Genomic DNA, 17,991 nt, shown 5'->3' on the forward strand with positions numbered 1-17,991 from the left:
TTTTCATAACAAAAATATAGCTTTGTTCACATTTTTGTCTTGTTCTGGCTACGCCGGCTAACTGCTGCACTATGTTATTTATTGATACACGGTATTTATTGATATCACTGTGTTTATCGATATCCCGGCGTCTGCGATGACCCGGTGTTTATGATGTCTCGCGTTATCCGTTTCGCCGTAAGGCGACGCCTTGACAGGCTGTCAGGCATCGCCGGCGGCCGGGAATGACAACCAGTCAGGAGTCAGTGAGATGAAAACCATTAAAAACATATCGATCTGGATTGCCGTAGCCATAGCGGGCGCCGTGGCGTTCGCCATGCTGGCCCTGAACCGGGGTGAGCATGTGAACGCCGTCTGGCTGGTGATTGCGGCTGTCGCCTGTTACAGCATTGCTTACCGCTTCTACAGTCTGTTTATTGCGCGCCGGGTGTTTGAACTGGATGACCGCCGTCTGACCCCGGCCGAGCGCCGCAACGACGGGCTGGATTATGTTCCGACCAACAAATGGGTGTTGTTCGGTCACCATTTTGCCGCCATCGCCGGCGCCGGGCCGCTGGTGGGGCCGATTCTGGCCGCACAGATGGGCTTTCTGCCGGGGACGTTGTGGATTTTGATTGGCGTCATGCTGGCCGGCGCGGTGCAGGATTTTCTGGTGTTGTTTATCTCCACCCGGCGCGACGGCCGCTCATTGGGTGAAATGGCGCGTCAGGAACTGGGCTCCTTCGCTGGGGTAGTCACCATGCTGGGCGCGCTGGGCGTCATGATCATCATCCTGTCGGCGCTGGCGCTGGTAGTGGTCAAAGCGTTGGCCAACAGCCCGTGGGGGATGTTCACGATCGCCGCCACCATCCCGATTGCGCTGTTCATGGGCGTCTATATGCGATTCCTGCGGCCGGGCAAGATTGCCGAAGTGTCGCTGATCGGCTTTGTGCTGATGATGATGGCGATTGTCTACGGCGGCGACATCGCCGCGCATCCCTATTGGGGACCGTTCTTCACCCTCAAAGGCACAACGCTGACCTGGGTGCTGGTGATTTACGGGTTTGTCGCGTCGGTACTGCCGGTGTGGCTGCTGCTGGCGCCGCGTGACTATCTGTCCACGTTCCTGAAGATCGGCGTGATCGTCGGGCTGGCGATTGGCATTCTGTTTGCGATGCCGGAGCTGAAAATGCCTGCGGTTTCGCGCTTTATCGACGGCAGCGGACCGGTGTTCTCCGGCAGCCTGTTCCCGTTCCTGTTCATCACCATCGCCTGCGGCGCCATCTCCGGCTTCCATGCGCTGGTCTCCAGCGGCACCACGCCCAAGCTGGTTGAGCGTGAAAGCCATATCCGTTTTATCGGTTACGGCGCGATGCTGATGGAATCTTTCGTAGCGATCATGGCGCTGATTTGCGCCTCGGTGATCGACCCCGGCGTCTACTTCGCCATGAATGCGCCGGCTGCGCTGATTGGCACCACCGTGGAAAACGCCGCGCAGGTGATCAGCGGGTGGGGTTTCGTCATCACGCCGAATGATTTGACCAACATCGCCAAAGACGTGGGCGAAGCGTCGATTCTGTCCCGCGCCGGCGGCGCGCCGACCTTTGCCGTCGGCATGGCGCATATCATCACGGAGATCTTCAACAGCCGGGCCATGATGGCGTTTTGGTACCACTTTGCCATTCTGTTCGAAGCGCTGTTTATTCTTACCGCCGTGGATGCCGGTACCCGCGCCTGCCGGTTCATGGTGCAGGATTTGGCCGGGTTGGTGGTGCCGAATATGGGCAAGAGCCACTCCTGGCTGGGCAATATGTCCGGGACCACCGTGGCGGTGGCCGGCTGGGGATTCTTCGTCTATCAGGGCGTGATCGACCCGCTGGGCGGCATCAACACGCTGTGGCCGCTGTTCGGCATCGGTAACCAGATGCTGGCTTCCATGGCGCTGATCCTCGGCACCGTGGTGCTGTTTAAAATGAAGAAACAGCGCTACGCCTGGGTGACGATGCTGCCTACCGCCTGGCTGTTCATCACGTCGATGACCGCCGGCTGGCAGAAGATTTTCCACGAAAAACCCAGCATCGGTTTTCTGGCGCAGGCCAAACGTTTCTCCACCGGCATCGAATCCGGCACGCTGATCGCCCCGGCGAAAAACATGCAGGATATGGCGACCATTGTGTTCAGCAACCAGATTAACGCCGTCCTGTGCGGTTTCTTCATGCTGGTCGCCGTCACCATGCTGGTCGCCGCGTTCTTCGCCATCCGTCGGGCGCTGCGCAGCGACAAACCCACAACGCACGAAACAACGGCGGCATGGCGTCAGGAAGCGCATAACGGCTGATAGCCGTACCCGCCAACGTTGATGCCCACCGGGCGTTTCCGCTGGCGGAGCACGCCTCCTCTTTTACGGAGGAGGCGTGACCGGCATTTAACGATGCGCCGCCTGCTGTTGCTCCGCCTTCTCTTCCGCCGCGTCTTCCTGCGGCACCGTGCCATCGCCGCCTTTAACACGTTTTGACCACATCGCGGTGATGATCGGCACCAGAACGGAGGTGACAATCACCGACGTCGCCACCAGCGTGGTGGCGGCCGGCGCCACCGGCTTAAACGCCGGAACCATTTCTGCAATCAGCACCGGCGTCGCCACCGCCGCGCCCGCCGAGCTGGATGCGGCAATGCCCGCGGTACCGTCACCGCCGCCCAGCACTTTGTCCGCCACTATCAGCGGAATGCCGGTGATAATAATCACCGAAATTCCCAGCAATACCCCCAGCAGCCCGGTTTGAGCAATGACGCTCAGATCGATGGTATTACCGAGCGCGAAGGCAAAGAACGGGATCAATGTCTGTACCGCACGGCTGAAAAAGTCACGTAATTCCGGATCCAGATTCCCCAGCGCAAACCCCACCAGAAACGGCAGCACCGCGCCGACAAACACATGCGGTTCAAACGAGGCAATGCCGGCGGTGCCCAGGATCACCATCGTCATCAGCGGGCCGGACTCCAGCGACATCAGCACGAACGCGCCCGACTCCTCTTTGGTGCCGTACTGCTGCATGATCGAGGCGTACAACCCGCCGTTGGTCATGTCCATCGCCGCCACCAAGGCCAGCGTGGACAACCCGGCAAAAAATCCCGCTTCCACCCCGTGTTCCGGCAGAATGCGCGAAGCTACCGCCGCGACGACCCAGGCCACGGCAATTTTCGTTACGACCAGCGTGCCGGATTTACGCAGCACCGTGCCGGTGGCGCTCAGTCGAATCGACGCCCCCATACAGAAGAACCACACCGCCAGAATCGGCACCGTACCGCTGATCAACCCGTTGGTAAAGGACCCGAAATACTTGCCGGCCCCCGGCGCAAAGGTATGGCACAGCGCGCCGAGGAACAACGGCACCAGCATCATGCCACCCGGAATCTTTTCGATAGAACGCTTGATATGCATAGGATTCATTGCCTGAAAAAGGGACAGAAACCATGAGCAATACAGACGCCACCCGTCATGATCCTCATCATGACGGATACCGCCCGTTCAGCCCACCCGAAGGCCGGGCTGCGCCACATCCATGCACATGCATCGTCAGCGCGACGACGAAGAAAACGACTCCTGGGGGACACAGCCCATACACTTCTCACTGCTGAAGGTAGTCGTTTAGTCAGGGGATAAAAGTGATCGCCTGCAAATAAATAAAACAACGTTTCTATTTTTACAGATCATTATTTCATTTATATCACAGTGAAGAGGACGAAATAGACCAAACCTCATCAAACGAGGTGAAAATATCGTTACGTTCGTCAGCCACGCCACGCACCGACGAACGCTCAGATTCTCACTGCCCGTAGTACGCGTTTTTGCCGTGCTTGCGCAGATAGTGTTTATCCAGCAACGCCGCCTGCATCGGCTCCAGCGCCGGGGTTAACTGGCGCGAGAAAATGCCCATATAAGCGATCTCTTCCAGCACCACCGCGTTATGTACCGCGTTATGCGCGTCGGTTCCCCAGGCGAACGGACCGTGCGCATTGACCAGCACCGCCGGGATATCCTGCGGCGACAGGCCGCGCTCGCGGAAAGTGTCTACAATGACCTGTCCGGTTTCCCATTCGTAGCGACCGTTGATTTCCGCTTCGGTCATCAACCGGGTACAGGGAATCGGGCCGTAAAAATAATCGGCGTGGGTGGTGCCCCACGGCGGCAAATCTTTCCCGGCCTGCGCCCAGATGGTGGCATGCCGGGAATGGGTATGGACAATACCGCCCAGCGATGCAAAAGCCAGATACAACACGCGGTGGGTGTCGGTATCGGACGAGGGTTTGCGCTGGCCTTCCACCACCCGGCCGGTTTCCAGCTCCACCACCACCATATCCTGCGCAGTCATGACGTCGTACTCCACGCCCGAGGGCTTGATCACCATCAGACCACGCTCGCGGTCCACCGCGCTGACATTCCCCCAGGTGAAGGTCACCAACTGATGCCGGGGCAAAGCCAGATTGGCTTCAAGCACCTGAATTTTCAGTTCTTCCAACATCATCCGCCCTCCTGTGTGATTTGCTTTATTCTCACTTCCGGCTACCGGCGCAGGTATGGGCTGAATGGCTGAAAAGCAGGCTGCGTTCTGCTGGGACCACAGGAAAGGGATCGAGCCGACACGGGCTTTTGACAAAAGATGGGCAAACGCCGTCAGGGCACTGTGAATTAAGAGTTTTTCACCTGTTACGGCCCCAGCCGGTAATTATACTGGCAGCCAGGTAACACACAGCAGGTAACCGCGATGTCATAAGCTGACTTCGGGTTACGACAAGATTTTCCATGCCTGCGGTTATGCAGATCATGGAACGAGAACAACAGGAGAATAACCATGCAAATCAATAAAAAATTTACAGCAGCCGTACTGGCTATGGTGATAGTCAGCACGCTGGCGGGCTGCGCGGGCATGAACAAGCGTCAGCGTAATACCGCCATCGGCGCCGGCATCGGCGCACTCGGCGGCGCGGTGCTGACCAACGGCAGCGCGCTCGGCACCGTTGGCGGCGCAGCGGTGGGCGGCGTCATCGGTCACCAGACCACCAAATAACTCGCGCCACAAAATCAAACAGGCTCCCGCGGGAGCCTGTACTGTTTTCACTCTTCAGCCAGCATATCGCGGCGCAGCATGACTTAACCCCCGGCCAGCTTGACCTTCATGCCTTTGGCTTCTAGCAGCAGTTTGAGTTGATCGCGCTTGTCGCCCTGGATTTCGATCACGCCATCCTTCAGCGCGCCGCCGCAGCCACACTTCTTTTTCAATTCCGCCGCCAACGTTTCCAGCGCCGCGTCATCCAGATCGATACCGGTAATCAGGCACACGCCCTTACCCTTGCGTCCGCTGGTCTGACGCTGAATCCGAACAATACCGTCCCCTTTCGGACGGGCCGTTTTTGCTGCGGGCTCATCAATACGCCCGGTTGCGGTGGAATACACCAGACGGCTGTTGTCGTCACGCATTATTGGCCTCCCAGCGAAGCCAGAATAGTTTTCAGCGTCTGGGCTGGCTCGGCAGACTGCGTAATCGGACGACCAATCACCATGTAATCCACCCCGGCCTGCTGCGCCTGCTGCGGCGTCATAATGCGGCGCTGATCGCCCGCATCGCTGCCCGCCGGGCGAATCCCCGGCGTCACCAGTCGGAAATCCGCGCCGCAGGCCTGCTTCAACCGCACGGCCTCATGGGCGGAACACACCACGCCATCCAGACCGCATTGTTGCGTCAGCCGCGCCAGTTTCTCCGCCTGCTCCGCGGGTGACAGGGTAATCCCCAGCCCCTGCAGATCCGCGTCATCCATGCTGGTCAGCACCGTCACCGCAATCAGCAGCGGCGCATCGCTGCCAAACGGCGTCAGCGCTTCACGCGCCGCCGTCATCATACGTGCGCCGCCGCTGGCGTGCACATTGACCATCCACACTCCCAGCTCCGCAGCGGCGGCTACGGCTCTGGCCGTGGTATTGGGAATATCGTGAAACTTGAGATCGAGAAACACCTCAAAGCCGCGTTGTTGCAGGTCTTTGACCAACTGCGGCCCAAACAGCGTGAACATCTCTTTGCCGACCTTCAACCGGCAGTCTTTCGGGTCGATGCGATCGACAAAGTCATAGGCCGCACGCTGATCGGCGTAATCCAGCGCAACAATAATCGGAGAACCTGTAACCGTGGTATTCGAAGAGGTGTTTGAGCCGTTCACTGGTATGATCCCGTCGTTAAGCATGAGTGAGTTAAATCATTTCCGCCGCGCATTCTACCCGCCCCTGCCGGTAAATGCCAAACCGCGCGATAGCCTGACCGACGCGCCGGGTGGCAGGTTCATTAGTATGTTGTAACTAATAGAACGGACGACAAACCACGATGCACGACGGGGAGTCTATTCCCCGTCCAGCCCCCGGATAGGTTTCACGCTGGCCCAGGTGCGACAGGAAGGGCAATGCCAGTAGAGCGACTGCGACGTGAAGCCGCATTTGTGACAGCGATAGCGCGGCTTGGACTGAATCTGCTCGCCAACCATGTTGCGCAGCACCAGCAGGCTTTCCTTAGCGCGGCCATCTTCCGCTTCACGCTGGTGGTAATCGATCAACCGATGGAACACCCGCATGGTGGGATGGCGCTGCAACTGGCGGGTGACGTAAGTCTGGGCCGATTCGCTACTTTCGTACTGTTCGAGCACATCAGCCATCATCAGGTCCGCGGTGGAACCGCTTTTCTCTTCAACGCAGCGACGCAGAAACGCCGCCCAGTTTTCCGGCTGCTGTAAGTGACGATAGCACTCCTGCAGCATTGGCAGCGTTTCACTGACCAACTCCGTATCCTGCTCCAGAACCTGCTGCAGCACGGCGACAGCCTGGGCATAATTTTGCTGCGCCATATAGATACGCCCCAGCATGATAGACACGCGGGCGCACTGGTTATCCGCAGCGGAGGCCTTTTTCAGCATCGCCATCGCCTTGTCGAGATCATCGCTGCCCATCGCCTGTAGCGACTGCTCGCAATAGAAATGGGCGATTTCGCTGCGCAACTGCGTTTTGCCCAGTTTGACCAGTTTTTCGGCGGTATCGATGGCGTTCGGCCAGTCGCTGGTGGACTGGTGAATCTGCAGCAGTTGCTGTAACGCACTGACGCGAAAGTCTTCTTCGTCTACCAGTTGTTTGAAGATTTCTTCGGCGCGGTCGTACAGCCCGGCAACCATGTAATCGCGCCCCAGTTGCTGCACCGCCAGCAGTCGCTGTTCAAAACTGAGGGAAGCGCTTTCGGTCAGCGCCTGATGAATGCGGATGGCGCGATCCACCTCGCCGCGCGAGCGGAACAGATTGCCGAGGGTCAGGTGAGCTTCGAAGGTGTTGCTGTCATCCTTGAGCATGTCGAGGAACAGCTCGACGGCCTTATCCTGCTGGTTGGACAACAGAAAGTTAACCCCGGTGACGTATTCGCGCGACAGGCGGTTGGTTTCGTCCTGTTTGTCCTGCTGTGCACTCCTGCGCCCCATATACCAGCCATAGGCGGCGGCAACCGGCAGCAACAGAAACAGCAGTTCTAGCATGGAAGCGATCCTTAGTGGGTAGCTGACTCAGCGGAGGGGGCGCTGCTGGCGTTCTCCGGGGCAGGCAGTTGCTGCTCAAGACGTTTGATTTTACGTTGTTCGCGCCCCAGCGCAATGCGCAGACGCAGATAAAACAGGCCGCAGATCACCCAGCCGAGCGCAAAACCGGCGGCAAATAGCGTCGCCAGCAACGTCGACAACCGGTATTCCCCCTGCGCCAGCAGATAGTTGAAGGTAATAACCTGATCGTTATGCGCTCCCAGCGTAATCGATACGATGAATACCGCCAGCACCAGAAAAAAAATCAGCATATATTTCACGTTCGCTTCCTGTGATATCGCCTTAAACGGATGAATTATGCCAAATTTCGGCAGTGAACCCTATTAACTTAACATTTCCTCATCGGAGGGGAAACGCTAACGGGAATAGCGGAGGGAAAAACGGATGACGGCGCACAGCGAGCGATGTGCAGAAGGATGTCGGACCAACGCCGGCATCCTTCTGTTCGACGAACGTGACCGCTCAGGCGTCCGGGCGTGCAGGCTTGTGATAGGTTGCGGCCTGCGGCACAGCGGCGGCGAACAACGGACCACACCAACGCTGCGCCAGCCACACGGCAACCACCGCCAACCCGGCGCTAATCAGGGTGGCGGTCGCCAAATCCTGCGGCCAGTGCATCCCCAGCGCCAGTCGACTGCCGATAACACTGTTCGCCCACAAAATGGTTAACAATACCGTCACATAATGACGTCGGGTCCACAGCAATCCTACCGCCAGCAACGCCCAGGTGGCGGCAAACATGGCATGACCGGACGGGAAAGAATAATCAGCCTGTTCCTGCCAATGCTGACGCTGCCACGGCGGCAGTTGTGATTCCTGCTGCAGTTGCTGTTCCAACAGGCTGGCGCGCGCGCTGGCCGGCAGTGAATAAAAATAGCGGTCATCCACCTGGTGCGCCTGTTCCAGCCAGACTACGAACGGCCGGGCTTCCTGCGCCCAGTTTTTCATGACCGATTTAACGCCCTGCCCCAGCGCCACGCAGGCGAGCAGTATCGCTACCAACACCAACGCCGGGCGAATACGCACCCGCAGCAACCATAAAAACCAGGCCGACAACACCACGCTGGTCAGTATTCCCCAGGGCGCCGACACGGTTTCCGTCATCCAGAACAAGGGCTTAAGCCACCACCCCGACACGGTCGGCTGCCACTGCCATCCCGTCGTCCAGACCAACACGGGCAACACCATCAATGATATTGTGCCAATCAGAATGCGTCTGACCAGGTCGTGCATTATTTCTCCCTATAATTCAGCAGGATATTAGAACAAAATTTTCACAATTTTATCAAAAAAGGGGACATCAGTTGTCAGTATGACGTAAAATACTTGTCAGTTATGTCAACGACACCACGATTATCCCGAATCATTCAGCCACCGGTCAGCGAACGGCTGACCACCCCGCTGCCGGGGTTATAGCCCGGTGACGTCGATACGTAATTCTCTTCCTGTGAGGAACGGGAATTCATCATTTATGCGTTGGAGATTAACATGCAGCTAAAACGGGTGGCGGAAGCCAAACTACCCACCCCGTGGGGCGATTTCCTGATGGTAGGATTCGAGGAAACGGCGACCGGGCGCGATCACCTGGCGTTGGTTTATGGCGATATTTCCAGTCCCGAGCCAGTACTGGCCAGAGTACACTCTGAATGTTTGACCGGTGATGCACTGTTTAGCCTGCGTTGTGATTGCGGTTTTCAACTGGAAGCTGCCCTGAATCACATTGCCGAAGAAGGACGCGGCGTACTGCTGTATCACCGTCAGGAAGGGCGCAACATCGGGCTGTTGAACAAGATCCGGGCTTATGCCTTGCAGGATCAGGGCGCCGACACGGTGGAAGCCAACCATCAACTGGGCTTTGCCGCTGACGAGCGTGACTTCACGCTGTGCGCCGACATGTTCAAACTGTTGAACGTGGAAGCGGTACGTCTGCTCACCAACAACCCGAAAAAGGTGACGATCCTGAGCGAAGCGGGCATCAACATCGTGGAGCGCGTGCCGCTGATTGTCGGCCGCAACCCGAAAAACGAGCATTATCTGGCGACCAAAGCGGCCAAGATGGGCCACCTGCTGGACACCGAATAAGTATCATCACCAAATACGTGCCATCTCGCCAGGCGGTCGCCCGCCTGGCGTGTCATCATCAATGCTTGATAATGTAAATATCCTTACTGTAGTAATCCCCTTTCAAATCGGGTTGGAACCCGCCCACATACGGCTTCACCATCTGGCTGCGCACGTAGTAGTAAATCGGGATCAGCGGCATCTGCTGTTGCAGGATAGCCTCTGCCTGATGATAGAGTTTGCTGCGGTCATCCAGCGACGACGCTTTCACCGCTTTATCCAGCACCTCATCATAGGCTTTATCATTGAATTTGCCGGTGTTGTTGCTGTCGTTGGCGCGCAGGGTATCGAAATAGGTCGTCGGCTCGTTATAGTCGGCGCCCCAGGAGCTTCTCACCACCTCGAAGTTGCCGGTACGAGAGGTATCCAGCAGCGTTTTCCATTCCTGATTCAACAAGGTGGCTTCCGCGCCGAGATTCTGCTTCCACATTGACGCGGCGGCGATGGCGATCTTCTGGTGCGATTCGGAGGTGTTGTACAGCAACTGGAATTTCAGCGGATGGCTTTCGTCGTAGCCCGCTTCCTTCAGCAGCTTTTTCGCTTCGGCATTGCGCTGCTGCTGCGTCCAAGCGGCCCATTCCGGCTGATTGCTGGTATAGCCGGCCATACCGCGCGGCACATAGTTATAAGCCGGCACCTGGCCTTGCCCCAGCACCTTGTCGGCAATCACGCTCTTATCCAGCGCCAGATCCAGCGCGCGTCTGACTCGTGCGTCATTAAACGGCGGTTTCTGAGTATTGAAGCGGTAGAGGTAAGTTGAGAGATAAGGCGTGACTTTCACTTCATTCGGCAATTCTTCTTTCAGCGATTTAAACAACTGATTGGGCATAGTGTAAGTCGCGTCCACTTCCCCGGCTTTATAGCGGTTCACTTCGGCGGTATTGGAAACAATCACCAGATACGTCACCTTGTTCAGCACGGTGTGGGCATTATCCCAATAGTTGGGGTTACGCTTGGCGGTGATGCGTTCGTTAACCACCCACTCGGAGGGAATAAACGGGCCGCTGCCGACAAAATTGGCGGTCTGGGTCCACTTGTCGCCGAATTTCTCAATCGCCGCTTTAGGGACGGTGATCATCACATAGTGATCCACCATCGGCAGAAAATAGGACAGCGGCTGATCCAGCGTTACCTGTACGGTCTGTTTGTCCAGCGCCTTGATGCCCAGTTCCTGCGGGCTCTTTTTGCCGTCGATGATGTCGGCGGCGTTCAGCACATGCATACTGCTGACATATGTTTGGTACGGCGACAATGTTTTGGGATCCACCAGACGCTGCCAGCTGAACACCACGTCATCGGCGGTGATCGGGCTGCCGTCCGACCATTTCAACCCCGGGCGCAGATGGAAAGTCCAGACCTGGTTATCTTTATTTTCCCAGCGATCCGCCAGGCCCGGCATCACGGTGCCGTCATCGCGCACCGACACCAGTTTTTCGAAAAAATCGTGGATCAGGTTACCTTCTACGTCGCTTTCCACTTTATGCGGGTCCAGCGACGCGGGTTCAGAACCGTTGGCGCGCACCAGTTCCTGTTTATCCGCCAGTTGTACGCTGGCAGGCACCACAGCCGCCTGTACCGAAACCGCAGTAAGGCTCAATACACCCAGTATTGATGCCAGCCAACCCTTGTCTATCGTCATTCCTTGCTCCTCTATCCCGCCATACTTCAGGTTACAGGTGCGTTGGCTTGGTGACTCGCCTTATCAGGTCCGCGTTCAACGCTGCGTCCCCCACTCACGTCTGTCGCCAACTCACGGGGGATTCGCTGCGTCGCCGCGTTACAAAGCTTGTAATGCGCCTTGCCCTGAAGGACCAACGCATATGCTGCTCAAAACGCGAGCGTTTTATCCTACAACTCGAACTATTTGGGGTGTGATAATTTTATGTTATGAATCATGGCATTAAGCCATGAAACACTAATACTGCATCCGAGTGGTCAGTACAAGTGCGCAATGCACAATTCCCGCGGCACCGCCACAATGGCAAAAAAATCAGCCCCCGGATGGAGGCTGATGGCAGACAGAAGACTGGGGCCTTTCAGGCATCAGGTATGCGGCGAATCACCAAGCATACGGCGAATAACGTAGTGCAAAATGCCGTCATGGCGGAAATAGGTCAGTTCGGTGGCGGTATCGATACGACAGCGGGTCTGAATCATCTGGGACTCGCCATCCGGTCGGGTGATCGTCACCGCAACCGTCGCCCCCGGCGTCAGGTCTGACAGATCAAGGACCTCAATCCGCTCGTCGCCGGTCAGGTGTAGCGTTTTGCGGCTTTCGCCATTCAAAAACTCCAGCGGCAAAATCCCCATTCCAATCAGGTTAGAGCGGTGAATACGCTCAAACGACTCGGCAATCACCACCCGCACGCCCAGCAGGCGCGGGCCTTTGGCTGCCCAGTCGCGGCTGGAACCCGAGCCATACTCCTTCCCGGCGATCACCGCCAGTGGTATGTGCTGCTCGCGGTAGCGTACCGCCGCGTCATAGATCGTTGTCACCTCCTGCGACGGCACATGCCGGGTGAAACCGCCCTCTTTGCCCGGCACCATATCGTTGCGGATGCGCACATTGGCAAAGGTGCCGCGCATCATCACCTCATGGTTGCCGCGTCGCGCGCCGTAAGCGTTAAACGCCGACGGCGCGACGCCCTGATCTTGCAGATAACGCCCGGCCGGGCTGTCAGGCCGGATGCTGCCTGCGGGCGAGATATGATCGGTGGTGACCGAATCGCCCAGCATCGCCAGAATGTGCGCGCCGCGAATATCCTGCACCGGCGCGGGTGTTTTCTGCATATCGTCGAAGAACGGCGTACGCCGAATGTAGGTGGAGTCCGCCGGCCAGTGGTAGGTCTGCTCCTCGCCCACCTCGATTGCCTGCCATTCGGGCGTGCCATCAAACACCGACGCATAGGCTTTACTGAACAGCCCGGCGCTGACCGTCTGTACCGTATCCGCCACCGCGTCGGCAGACGGCCAGATATCGCGCAGATAAACCGGCTGCCCCTGCGCGTCCTCACCCAGCGGATCGCGGGTCAGGTCCAGGGACATGTTCCCGGCCAGCGCGTAGGCCACCACCAACGGCGGCGAGGCCAGCCAGTTGGTTTTGACCAGCGGATGAATGCGCCCTTCAAAGTTACGGTTACCGGACAACACCGCCGCCACGGTCAGGTCATCCTCACGAATGGCGCTTTCGATGGCTTCCGGCAACGGCCCGGAATTGCCGATGCAGGTGGTACAACCATATCCCACCAGATGAAAACCCAATTGCGCCAGCGGTTCGGTCAACCTGGCCAGTTCCAGATAGTCTGACACCACCCGGGAGCCGGGCGCCAGCGAGGTTTTCACCCAGGGTTTAACCTTCAGCCCGCGCATAACGGCATTACGCGCCAGCAATCCCGCCGCAATCAGTACGCTGGGGTTCGAGGTGTTGGTACAAGAGGTGATGGCGGCGATCACCACCGCGCCATGCGCCAGCCGCGTTGGCTCGTCCTTTTCCTGCGTTGACGATGTGCCTGCCGCCTGGTTTTCCGTCGTCAGCTCCAGTTCCCGGCTGGCGTTGAACGCACGCGGCGCCTCGGCCAGCGTCACCCGATCCTGCGGCCGTTTGGGGCCGGCCAGACTGGTTTCAACGCTCGCCATGTCCAGTTCCAGCACACTGCTGAAACGTGGCTCATCCCCTGGATGGCGCCACAGGCCCTGCTCGCGGCAATACGCCTCCACCAGCGCGACCTGCTCGTCGCCGCGGTTGGTCAGCCGCAGGTAATCCAGCGTGATGTCGTCGATCGGAAAAAAACCGCAGGTAGCGCCGTACTCCGGCGCCATGTTAGCCAACGTGGCGCGATCCGCCAGCGGCAGATGGTCCAGACCGTCACCGAAAAATTCGACAAATTTCCCCACCACGCCGTGCTGGCGCAGCATCTGGGTCACCGTCAGCACCAAATCGGTGGCGGTGATGCCTTCGCGCAATTTGCCGCTCAACCGCACCCCGACCACATCGGGGATCAACATCGAAACCGGCTGACCCAGCATCGCCGCTTCCGCCTCGATACCGCCGACGCCCCAGCCCAGCACGCCAAGCCCATTGATCATGGTGGTGTGCGAATCGGTGCCGACCAGCGTATCCGGGTAAGCCAGCAGCACATCGTCCTGCTGCCGACTCCAGACCGCCTTCGCCAGATACTCCAGATTGACCTGATGGCAGATACCGGTGCCCGGCGGTACTACGCGAAAATGCCGGAAGGCTTTTTGTCCCCAGCGCAGAAAAGCGTAACGCTCGTGGTTGCGGGTCATCTCCAGACGAGTGTTTTCCACCAGCGCGTGTTCATCGCCGAAATGATCCACCGTGACCGAATGGTCGATGACCAGATCCACCGGCGTCAACGGATTCACCCGGCTGACCTGCCCGCCCAGCCGCTGCACCGCGTCGCGCATCGCCGCCAGATCCACCACCGCCGGCACGCCGGTAAAATCCTGCATCAGCACTCTGGCGGGATGAAAGGTGATTTCGCGGTCCGCATGACCGTCGCGCTGCCAGTCCGCCAGCGCCTGCAGATCGGCTTCCTGCACCGTGTCGCCGTCCAGATGGCGCAGCAGATTCTCCAGCAGAATCTTCAACGACTTGGGTAGCCGATCAAGGTTCCCCAGCCGTTGCGCCGCCAGCGGTAAACGCCAGTATTGGTAAGTTTGCTTGTGGACCGTAAGGGTAGCGAGACAAGCATCACGATAAGATTGAGATGACATGATTTCTCCCCGACAGGCAACCTGCACGGCGGACACACGTCAGCGAACGCCACACAGATATGGCTGCAAAATGATCAGATGGCTAAAAACCATCGGTGTTGCATCGCCTTACGGCGATAGGTATCGCTTATTTAAAGATAACACAAACTGTGATTAACGCATTTGCAACATATTGGATAGCAAGATAAGCCACACGCGAGAGTGAATATTCCCGCGATGCAACCGATAACAACAGAAAGGAGACAGTTTATCCCTGGACAAGGATGTCGGGAGAAAGCGATGGCCCGGCAGTACGTTGATTTCACAGCACTCTTATCTTGCGATGCCGCGCACAGCCAGCCCTACTGATTTATTGCAATATGATTTACACGATCGTGTGAAAACGTTTACCGTTGTTAACACCTTTACCTGACACTGCGACTCACCGCAAAGACGTTTACTGAAGGAATGGCGAATGAAACTCTATTACAAACCGGGAAGTTGCTCACTGTTTCCTCACATTATTCTGCACGAGACCCGGACCAAGTTCACGCTGGTGAAAGTCGACCTGCGCACCAAAAAAACCGAGCAGGGAGATGATTACCTGCTGATCAACCCGAAAGGCCTGGTGCCGGCGCTGGCGTTGGATGACGGCACCATTCTGACGGAAACCATTGCCATCGCCCTGTATCTGGCGGACAAAGCACCGCAATACAATCTGATCGCGCCGTCCAGCACGATTCATCATTACCGCGCCATCGAGTGGCTGGCTTACATCTCCACTGAACTGCACAAGTCCTTCACGCCGCTGTTCCGCCCCGGCACGCCGGAGCTGTACAAAGATTTGCTGAAAAGCTATCTGGAGCAACGTTTCCGCTATCTGAACCAGGTATTGAGCGAACACGACTATCTGGTGGGCAACCGCTTTGGCGTCGCCGACGCCTACCTGTTCACCATCTGTCGCTGGGCGCACGATCTGAAATTCGACCTGATTCAGTTCCCGGCGCTGACGGCTTATCTGGAACGAGTATCCGGGCGGCCGGCGGTGGAAAAAGCGCTGACGGCGGAAGGGCTTGACGTCAAATACTGACGCCCCCTGATAGCAGGGTACAAGACAGAGGAACACAACGGGACGCCACGCCCCGTTGTTGAGCTGATGGTCGTTTAGAGACGAACGGCCTGGAAATGATGGCGTGGCTGCACAATGCCATCCTGTGCCGCCACCAGTTGCAGTTCGTACTGCTCCATTTCTTTCGTCACCAGCATCACTTCATAGACCGCCGCGGTGGTATGTTCCAGCGCTTTTTCCGGCGCAACGCCTTTCAGCAGATTCACCAGCAGCAGACCGCTGGTCAGGTCGCCCACGCCAACCGGCTGGCGCGGCCCGAAATCCACCAGCGGACGCTGGATATGCCAGGCATCTTCCGGCGTCACCAGCAGCATCTCAAAACTGTCCTTACTGGCGGCAGCGCGGCTCAGATGCTTGACCAGCACCAGCTTCGGCCCGCGCCGGCACAGCTCGCGGCTGGCCTGCACCGCCTCATCCACCGTATGCACGCTGCGGCCGCTCAGCAGTTCCAGCTCCGGCAGGTTGGGGGCAATCATATCGCTCGCCAGCAGTGACTGATTACAATGAAAATCGGTCACGCCCGCCGGTACGATACAACCTTTTTCCGGCGTCCCCATTACCGGGTCGCAGAAGTAGATGGCGCGCGGATTGGCGGCTTTCACCCGGCGTACCACTTCCAGAATATGCCCGCCCTGCTCCGGCGAACCGATATACCCGCTCAATACTGCATCGCAGTCCTTCAGATGATCGATATTACTGATGCCCTGAGCAATCTCGGTCAGATGATCGGCCGGCATCACGCAACCGGTCCACTGACCATATTGGGTATGGTTGGAAAATTGCACGGTATTCAACGGCCAGACATTCACGCCCATCCGGCGCATGGGAAACTCCGCCGCGCTGTTGCCGGCATGACCGAAAACCACGTGAGACTGAATCGACAGTATGTTTTTCATGAAAGTGACTACCCTTGCCTGCTCAAATGCGATGTGCTTGTTTTTATAAAGCAGCTTGCTATAAAACCGCGTGTTGCTTTTGTTGCGCCGCTCGGCGCGTAACCGATACGGCACTATCCGGTGTTGTCGGCCCGTCGCCCATCATGGTGGGGAACGCACCTAAAAACAAAGGGAGCATTTCGCTCCCTTTGATGGATCAATCAGTCTTTCCAGCAGACCAGACAATAGTTTTTCTTGCCCCGGCGCAGCAGGGTGTAACGGCCGAACAGACGGTCGGCGCCCGTGAAGGCGTATTCCGGATCCGACTGCTTCTCGCCGTTGATAGTAATGGCGTTGGAGGCGATGGTCTTGCGCGCCTGTCCACGGGAAGGCTGCAATTCGGAATCCACCAGCGCCTGCTGCAGGTCAGCGCCTGTCGCCAGCTCAACCATCGGCACGCCGTCCTGCGCCAGCTGCGCGAAATCCGCTTCGGTCAGGTCGCTCAGGTTGCCATTAAACAGACTCTGGGTGATGCGCTTGGCCGCGGTCAATCCCTCTTCGCCGTGCACCAGACGGGTCACTTCTTCCGCCAGCACATACTGAGCGCGCGGCGCCACGCCGCTGTTCTTGTCTTCCTCTTCCAGCGCATTAATCGTTTCAATGTCGAGGAAGGTGAAGAATTTCAGGAACCGGTATACGTCAGCGTCAGCGGTGTTGATCCAGAACTGGTAGAACTTGTACGGACTGGTTTTCTTCGGATCCAGCCATACCGCGCCGCTTTCGGTTTTGCCGAACTTGGTGCCGTCAGACTTGGTGATCAACGGAACGGTCAGGCCGAATACCTGTTTCTGATGCAGACGGCGGGTCAGGTCGATCCCGGAGGTGATGTTGCCCCACTGGTCGGAACCGCCAATCTGCAACTCCACGCCGTGCAGCGCGTTCAGCGAGGCGAAGTCATAGCCCTGCAGCAGGTTGTAGGAGAACTCGGTGAACGAAATACCCACATCGTCCCGGTTCAGGCGCTGTTTGACCGCTTCTTTGTTGATCATCTGGTTGACGGAGAAGTGCTTGCCGATATCGCGCAGAAACGTCAGCACGTTCATGGAGCCGAACCAGTCATAGTTGTTGGCCGCCACGGCGCTGTTGTCGCCGCAGTCGAAATCCAGGAACGGCGCCGCCTGACGGCGGATCTTTTCCACCCACTCCTGCACCGTATCTTCGGTATTCAGCTTACGCTCGGCGGCTTTGAAACTCGGATCGCCGATAAGCCCCGTCGCGCCGCCCACCAGCGCCACCGGTTTGTGACCGGCCATCTGAAAGCGTTTCAGGCACAGCAGTGGCACCAGATGTCCCAAATGCAAGCTGTCGGCAGTCGGATCAAAGCCGCAATACAGTGCAATTGGCCCCTGCGCCAGTCGCTCTGCTAACGCGCCCTCGTCCGTTACCTGGGCCACCAGGCCCCGCTCTTGCAATTGTTGAATCAGATTGCTTGCCATCAAAGTCTCCATGTATAAACGACTGCACCTTTGCCGGTACACGACTTTTCGCCTC

General features: G+C 57.8%; 15 protein-coding genes. 4 read left to right on the forward strand and 11 right to left on the reverse strand.

What is annotated here, in order from left to right; genetic code table 11:
• Positions 1–250: 250 nt before the first annotated feature.
• Positions 251–2,317: a carbon starvation CstA family protein gene (locus DXXMK7_RS12550; protein WP_038919396.1), complete on the forward strand. Its 2,067-nt coding sequence runs from the start codon at positions 251–253 to the stop codon at positions 2,315–2,317.
• 87 nt (positions 2,318–2,404) lie between these two features.
• On the opposite strand, the gene kdgT is transcribed toward DXXMK7_RS12550, so the two are convergent.
• On the reverse strand, positions 2,405–3,421 hold the full coding sequence (kdgT, locus tag DXXMK7_RS12555; RefSeq protein WP_038919397.1) for a 2-keto-3-deoxygluconate transporter: 1,017 nt from the start codon (positions 3,419–3,421) through the stop codon (positions 2,405–2,407).
• A 385-nt stretch (positions 3,422–3,806) separates the two neighbouring features.
• Positions 3,807–4,502, reverse strand: a complete 696-nt coding sequence (gene araD, locus DXXMK7_RS12560; protein ID WP_038921017.1) for an L-ribulose-5-phosphate 4-epimerase — start codon at positions 4,500–4,502, stop codon at positions 3,807–3,809.
• A 330-nt stretch (positions 4,503–4,832) separates the two neighbouring features.
• Between araD and osmB the strand changes: the two genes are divergently transcribed.
• Positions 4,833–5,048, forward strand: coding sequence for an osmotically-inducible lipoprotein OsmB (gene osmB / locus DXXMK7_RS12565; protein ID WP_038668285.1), 216 nt, complete (start codon positions 4,833–4,835; stop codon positions 5,046–5,048).
• Between the two features lie 83 nt (positions 5,049–5,131).
• Here the strand turns inward: osmB and yciH are convergent, their stop codons facing one another.
• From yciH to pgpB, 5 genes are all read right to left on the reverse strand, one after another.
• On the reverse strand, positions 5,132–5,458 hold the full coding sequence (yciH, locus tag DXXMK7_RS12570) for a stress response translation initiation inhibitor YciH (protein ID WP_038919399.1): 327 nt from the start codon (positions 5,456–5,458) through the stop codon (positions 5,132–5,134).
• Entirely contained in the window at positions 5,458–6,216 is a 759-nt protein-coding gene (gene pyrF, locus DXXMK7_RS12575) for an orotidine-5'-phosphate decarboxylase (protein ID WP_049842399.1), read from the reverse strand. The genes yciH and pyrF overlap by 1 nt, the downstream gene beginning before the upstream one ends.
• A 153-nt stretch (positions 6,217–6,369) precedes the next feature.
• On the reverse strand, positions 6,370–7,539 hold the full coding sequence (gene lapB / locus DXXMK7_RS12580) for a lipopolysaccharide assembly protein LapB (RefSeq protein ID WP_038919401.1): 1,170 nt from the start codon (positions 7,537–7,539) through the stop codon (positions 6,370–6,372).
• A gap of 11 nt (positions 7,540–7,550) precedes the next feature.
• Complete coding sequence (locus DXXMK7_RS12585; RefSeq protein ID WP_038919404.1) at positions 7,551–7,859, reverse strand: LapA family protein; 309 nt, start codon at positions 7,857–7,859, stop codon at positions 7,551–7,553.
• A 202-nt stretch (positions 7,860–8,061) separates the two neighbouring features.
• Positions 8,062–8,832: a phosphatidylglycerophosphatase B gene (gene pgpB, locus DXXMK7_RS12590; protein WP_038919405.1), complete on the reverse strand. Its 771-nt coding sequence runs from the start codon at positions 8,830–8,832 to the stop codon at positions 8,062–8,064.
• Positions 8,833–9,087: 255 nt separating this feature from the next.
• Here pgpB and ribA point away from each other — a divergent pair, with 255 nt between their 5' ends.
• Positions 9,088–9,681 carry a GTP cyclohydrolase II gene (gene ribA, locus DXXMK7_RS12595; protein ID WP_038919406.1) on the forward strand — a complete coding sequence of 198 codons (594 nt, stop codon included), beginning with the start codon at positions 9,088–9,090 and terminating at the stop codon, positions 9,679–9,681.
• Between the two features lie 58 nt (positions 9,682–9,739).
• Here the strand turns inward: ribA and DXXMK7_RS12600 are convergent, their stop codons facing one another.
• Complete coding sequence (locus DXXMK7_RS12600; RefSeq protein ID WP_038919407.1) at positions 9,740–11,359, reverse strand: ABC transporter substrate-binding protein; 1,620 nt, start codon at positions 11,357–11,359, stop codon at positions 9,740–9,742.
• A gap of 404 nt (positions 11,360–11,763) precedes the next feature.
• Positions 11,764–14,457 (reverse strand): aconitate hydratase AcnA, encoded by a 2,694-nt coding sequence (gene acnA / locus DXXMK7_RS12605; RefSeq protein ID WP_038919409.1) that lies wholly within the window; start codon positions 14,455–14,457, stop codon positions 11,764–11,766.
• 454 nt (positions 14,458–14,911) lie between these two features.
• Here acnA and gstA point away from each other — a divergent pair, with 454 nt between their 5' ends.
• Positions 14,912–15,526, forward strand: a complete 615-nt coding sequence (gene gstA, locus DXXMK7_RS12610; RefSeq protein WP_038919410.1) for a glutathione transferase GstA — start codon at positions 14,912–14,914, stop codon at positions 15,524–15,526.
• A gap of 74 nt (positions 15,527–15,600) precedes the next feature.
• On the opposite strand, the gene pdxY is transcribed toward gstA, so the two are convergent.
• Together pdxY and tyrS are read right to left on the reverse strand one after the other, a co-directional pair.
• Positions 15,601–16,461, reverse strand: coding sequence for a pyridoxal kinase PdxY (gene pdxY / locus DXXMK7_RS12615; protein ID WP_038921018.1), 861 nt, complete (start codon positions 16,459–16,461; stop codon positions 15,601–15,603).
• Between the two features lie 200 nt (positions 16,462–16,661).
• Positions 16,662–17,939 (reverse strand): tyrosine--tRNA ligase, encoded by a 1,278-nt coding sequence (gene tyrS, locus DXXMK7_RS12620; RefSeq protein ID WP_038669566.1) that lies wholly within the window; start codon positions 17,937–17,939, stop codon positions 16,662–16,664.
• Positions 17,940–17,991 lie beyond the last annotated feature (52 nt).

Source organism: Dickeya sp. MK7, assembly GCF_000406305.1.
Classification (GTDB): domain Bacteria; phylum Pseudomonadota; class Gammaproteobacteria; order Enterobacterales; family Enterobacteriaceae; genus Dickeya; species Dickeya fangzhongdai.

Excerpts from the sequence above, each read along its gene's own strand:
- gstA (WP_038919410.1), top strand. The coding sequence starts at position 14,912 with ATGAAACTCTATTACAAACCGGGAAGTTGCTCACTGTTTCCTCACATT.
- ribA (WP_038919406.1), top strand. The coding sequence starts at position 9,088 with ATGCAGCTAAAACGGGTGGCGGAAGCCAAACTACCCACCCCGTGGGGC.
- pgpB (WP_038919405.1), bottom strand. The coding sequence starts at position 8,832 with ATGCACGACCTGGTCAGACGCATTCTGATTGGCACAATATCATTGATG.
- DXXMK7_RS12600 (WP_038919407.1), bottom strand. The coding sequence starts at position 11,359 with ATGACGATAGACAAGGGTTGGCTGGCATCAATACTGGGTGTATTGAGC.
- araD (WP_038921017.1), bottom strand. The coding sequence starts at position 4,502 with ATGTTGGAAGAACTGAAAATTCAGGTGCTTGAAGCCAATCTGGCTTTG.
- osmB (WP_038668285.1), top strand. The coding sequence starts at position 4,833 with ATGCAAATCAATAAAAAATTTACAGCAGCCGTACTGGCTATGGTGATA.
- pdxY (WP_038921018.1), bottom strand. The coding sequence starts at position 16,461 with ATGAAAAACATACTGTCGATTCAGTCTCACGTGGTTTTCGGTCATGCC.
- lapB (WP_038919401.1), bottom strand. The coding sequence starts at position 7,539 with ATGCTAGAACTGCTGTTTCTGTTGCTGCCGGTTGCCGCCGCCTATGGC.
- pyrF (WP_049842399.1), bottom strand. The coding sequence starts at position 6,216 with ATGCTTAACGACGGGATCATACCAGTGAACGGCTCAAACACCTCTTCG.
- yciH (WP_038919399.1), bottom strand. The coding sequence starts at position 5,458 with ATGCGTGACGACAACAGCCGTCTGGTGTATTCCACCGCAACCGGGCGT.
- kdgT (WP_038919397.1), bottom strand. The coding sequence starts at position 3,421 with ATGCATATCAAGCGTTCTATCGAAAAGATTCCGGGTGGCATGATGCTG.
- DXXMK7_RS12550 (WP_038919396.1), top strand. The coding sequence starts at position 251 with ATGAAAACCATTAAAAACATATCGATCTGGATTGCCGTAGCCATAGCG.
- acnA (WP_038919409.1), bottom strand. The coding sequence starts at position 14,457 with ATGTCATCTCAATCTTATCGTGATGCTTGTCTCGCTACCCTTACGGTC.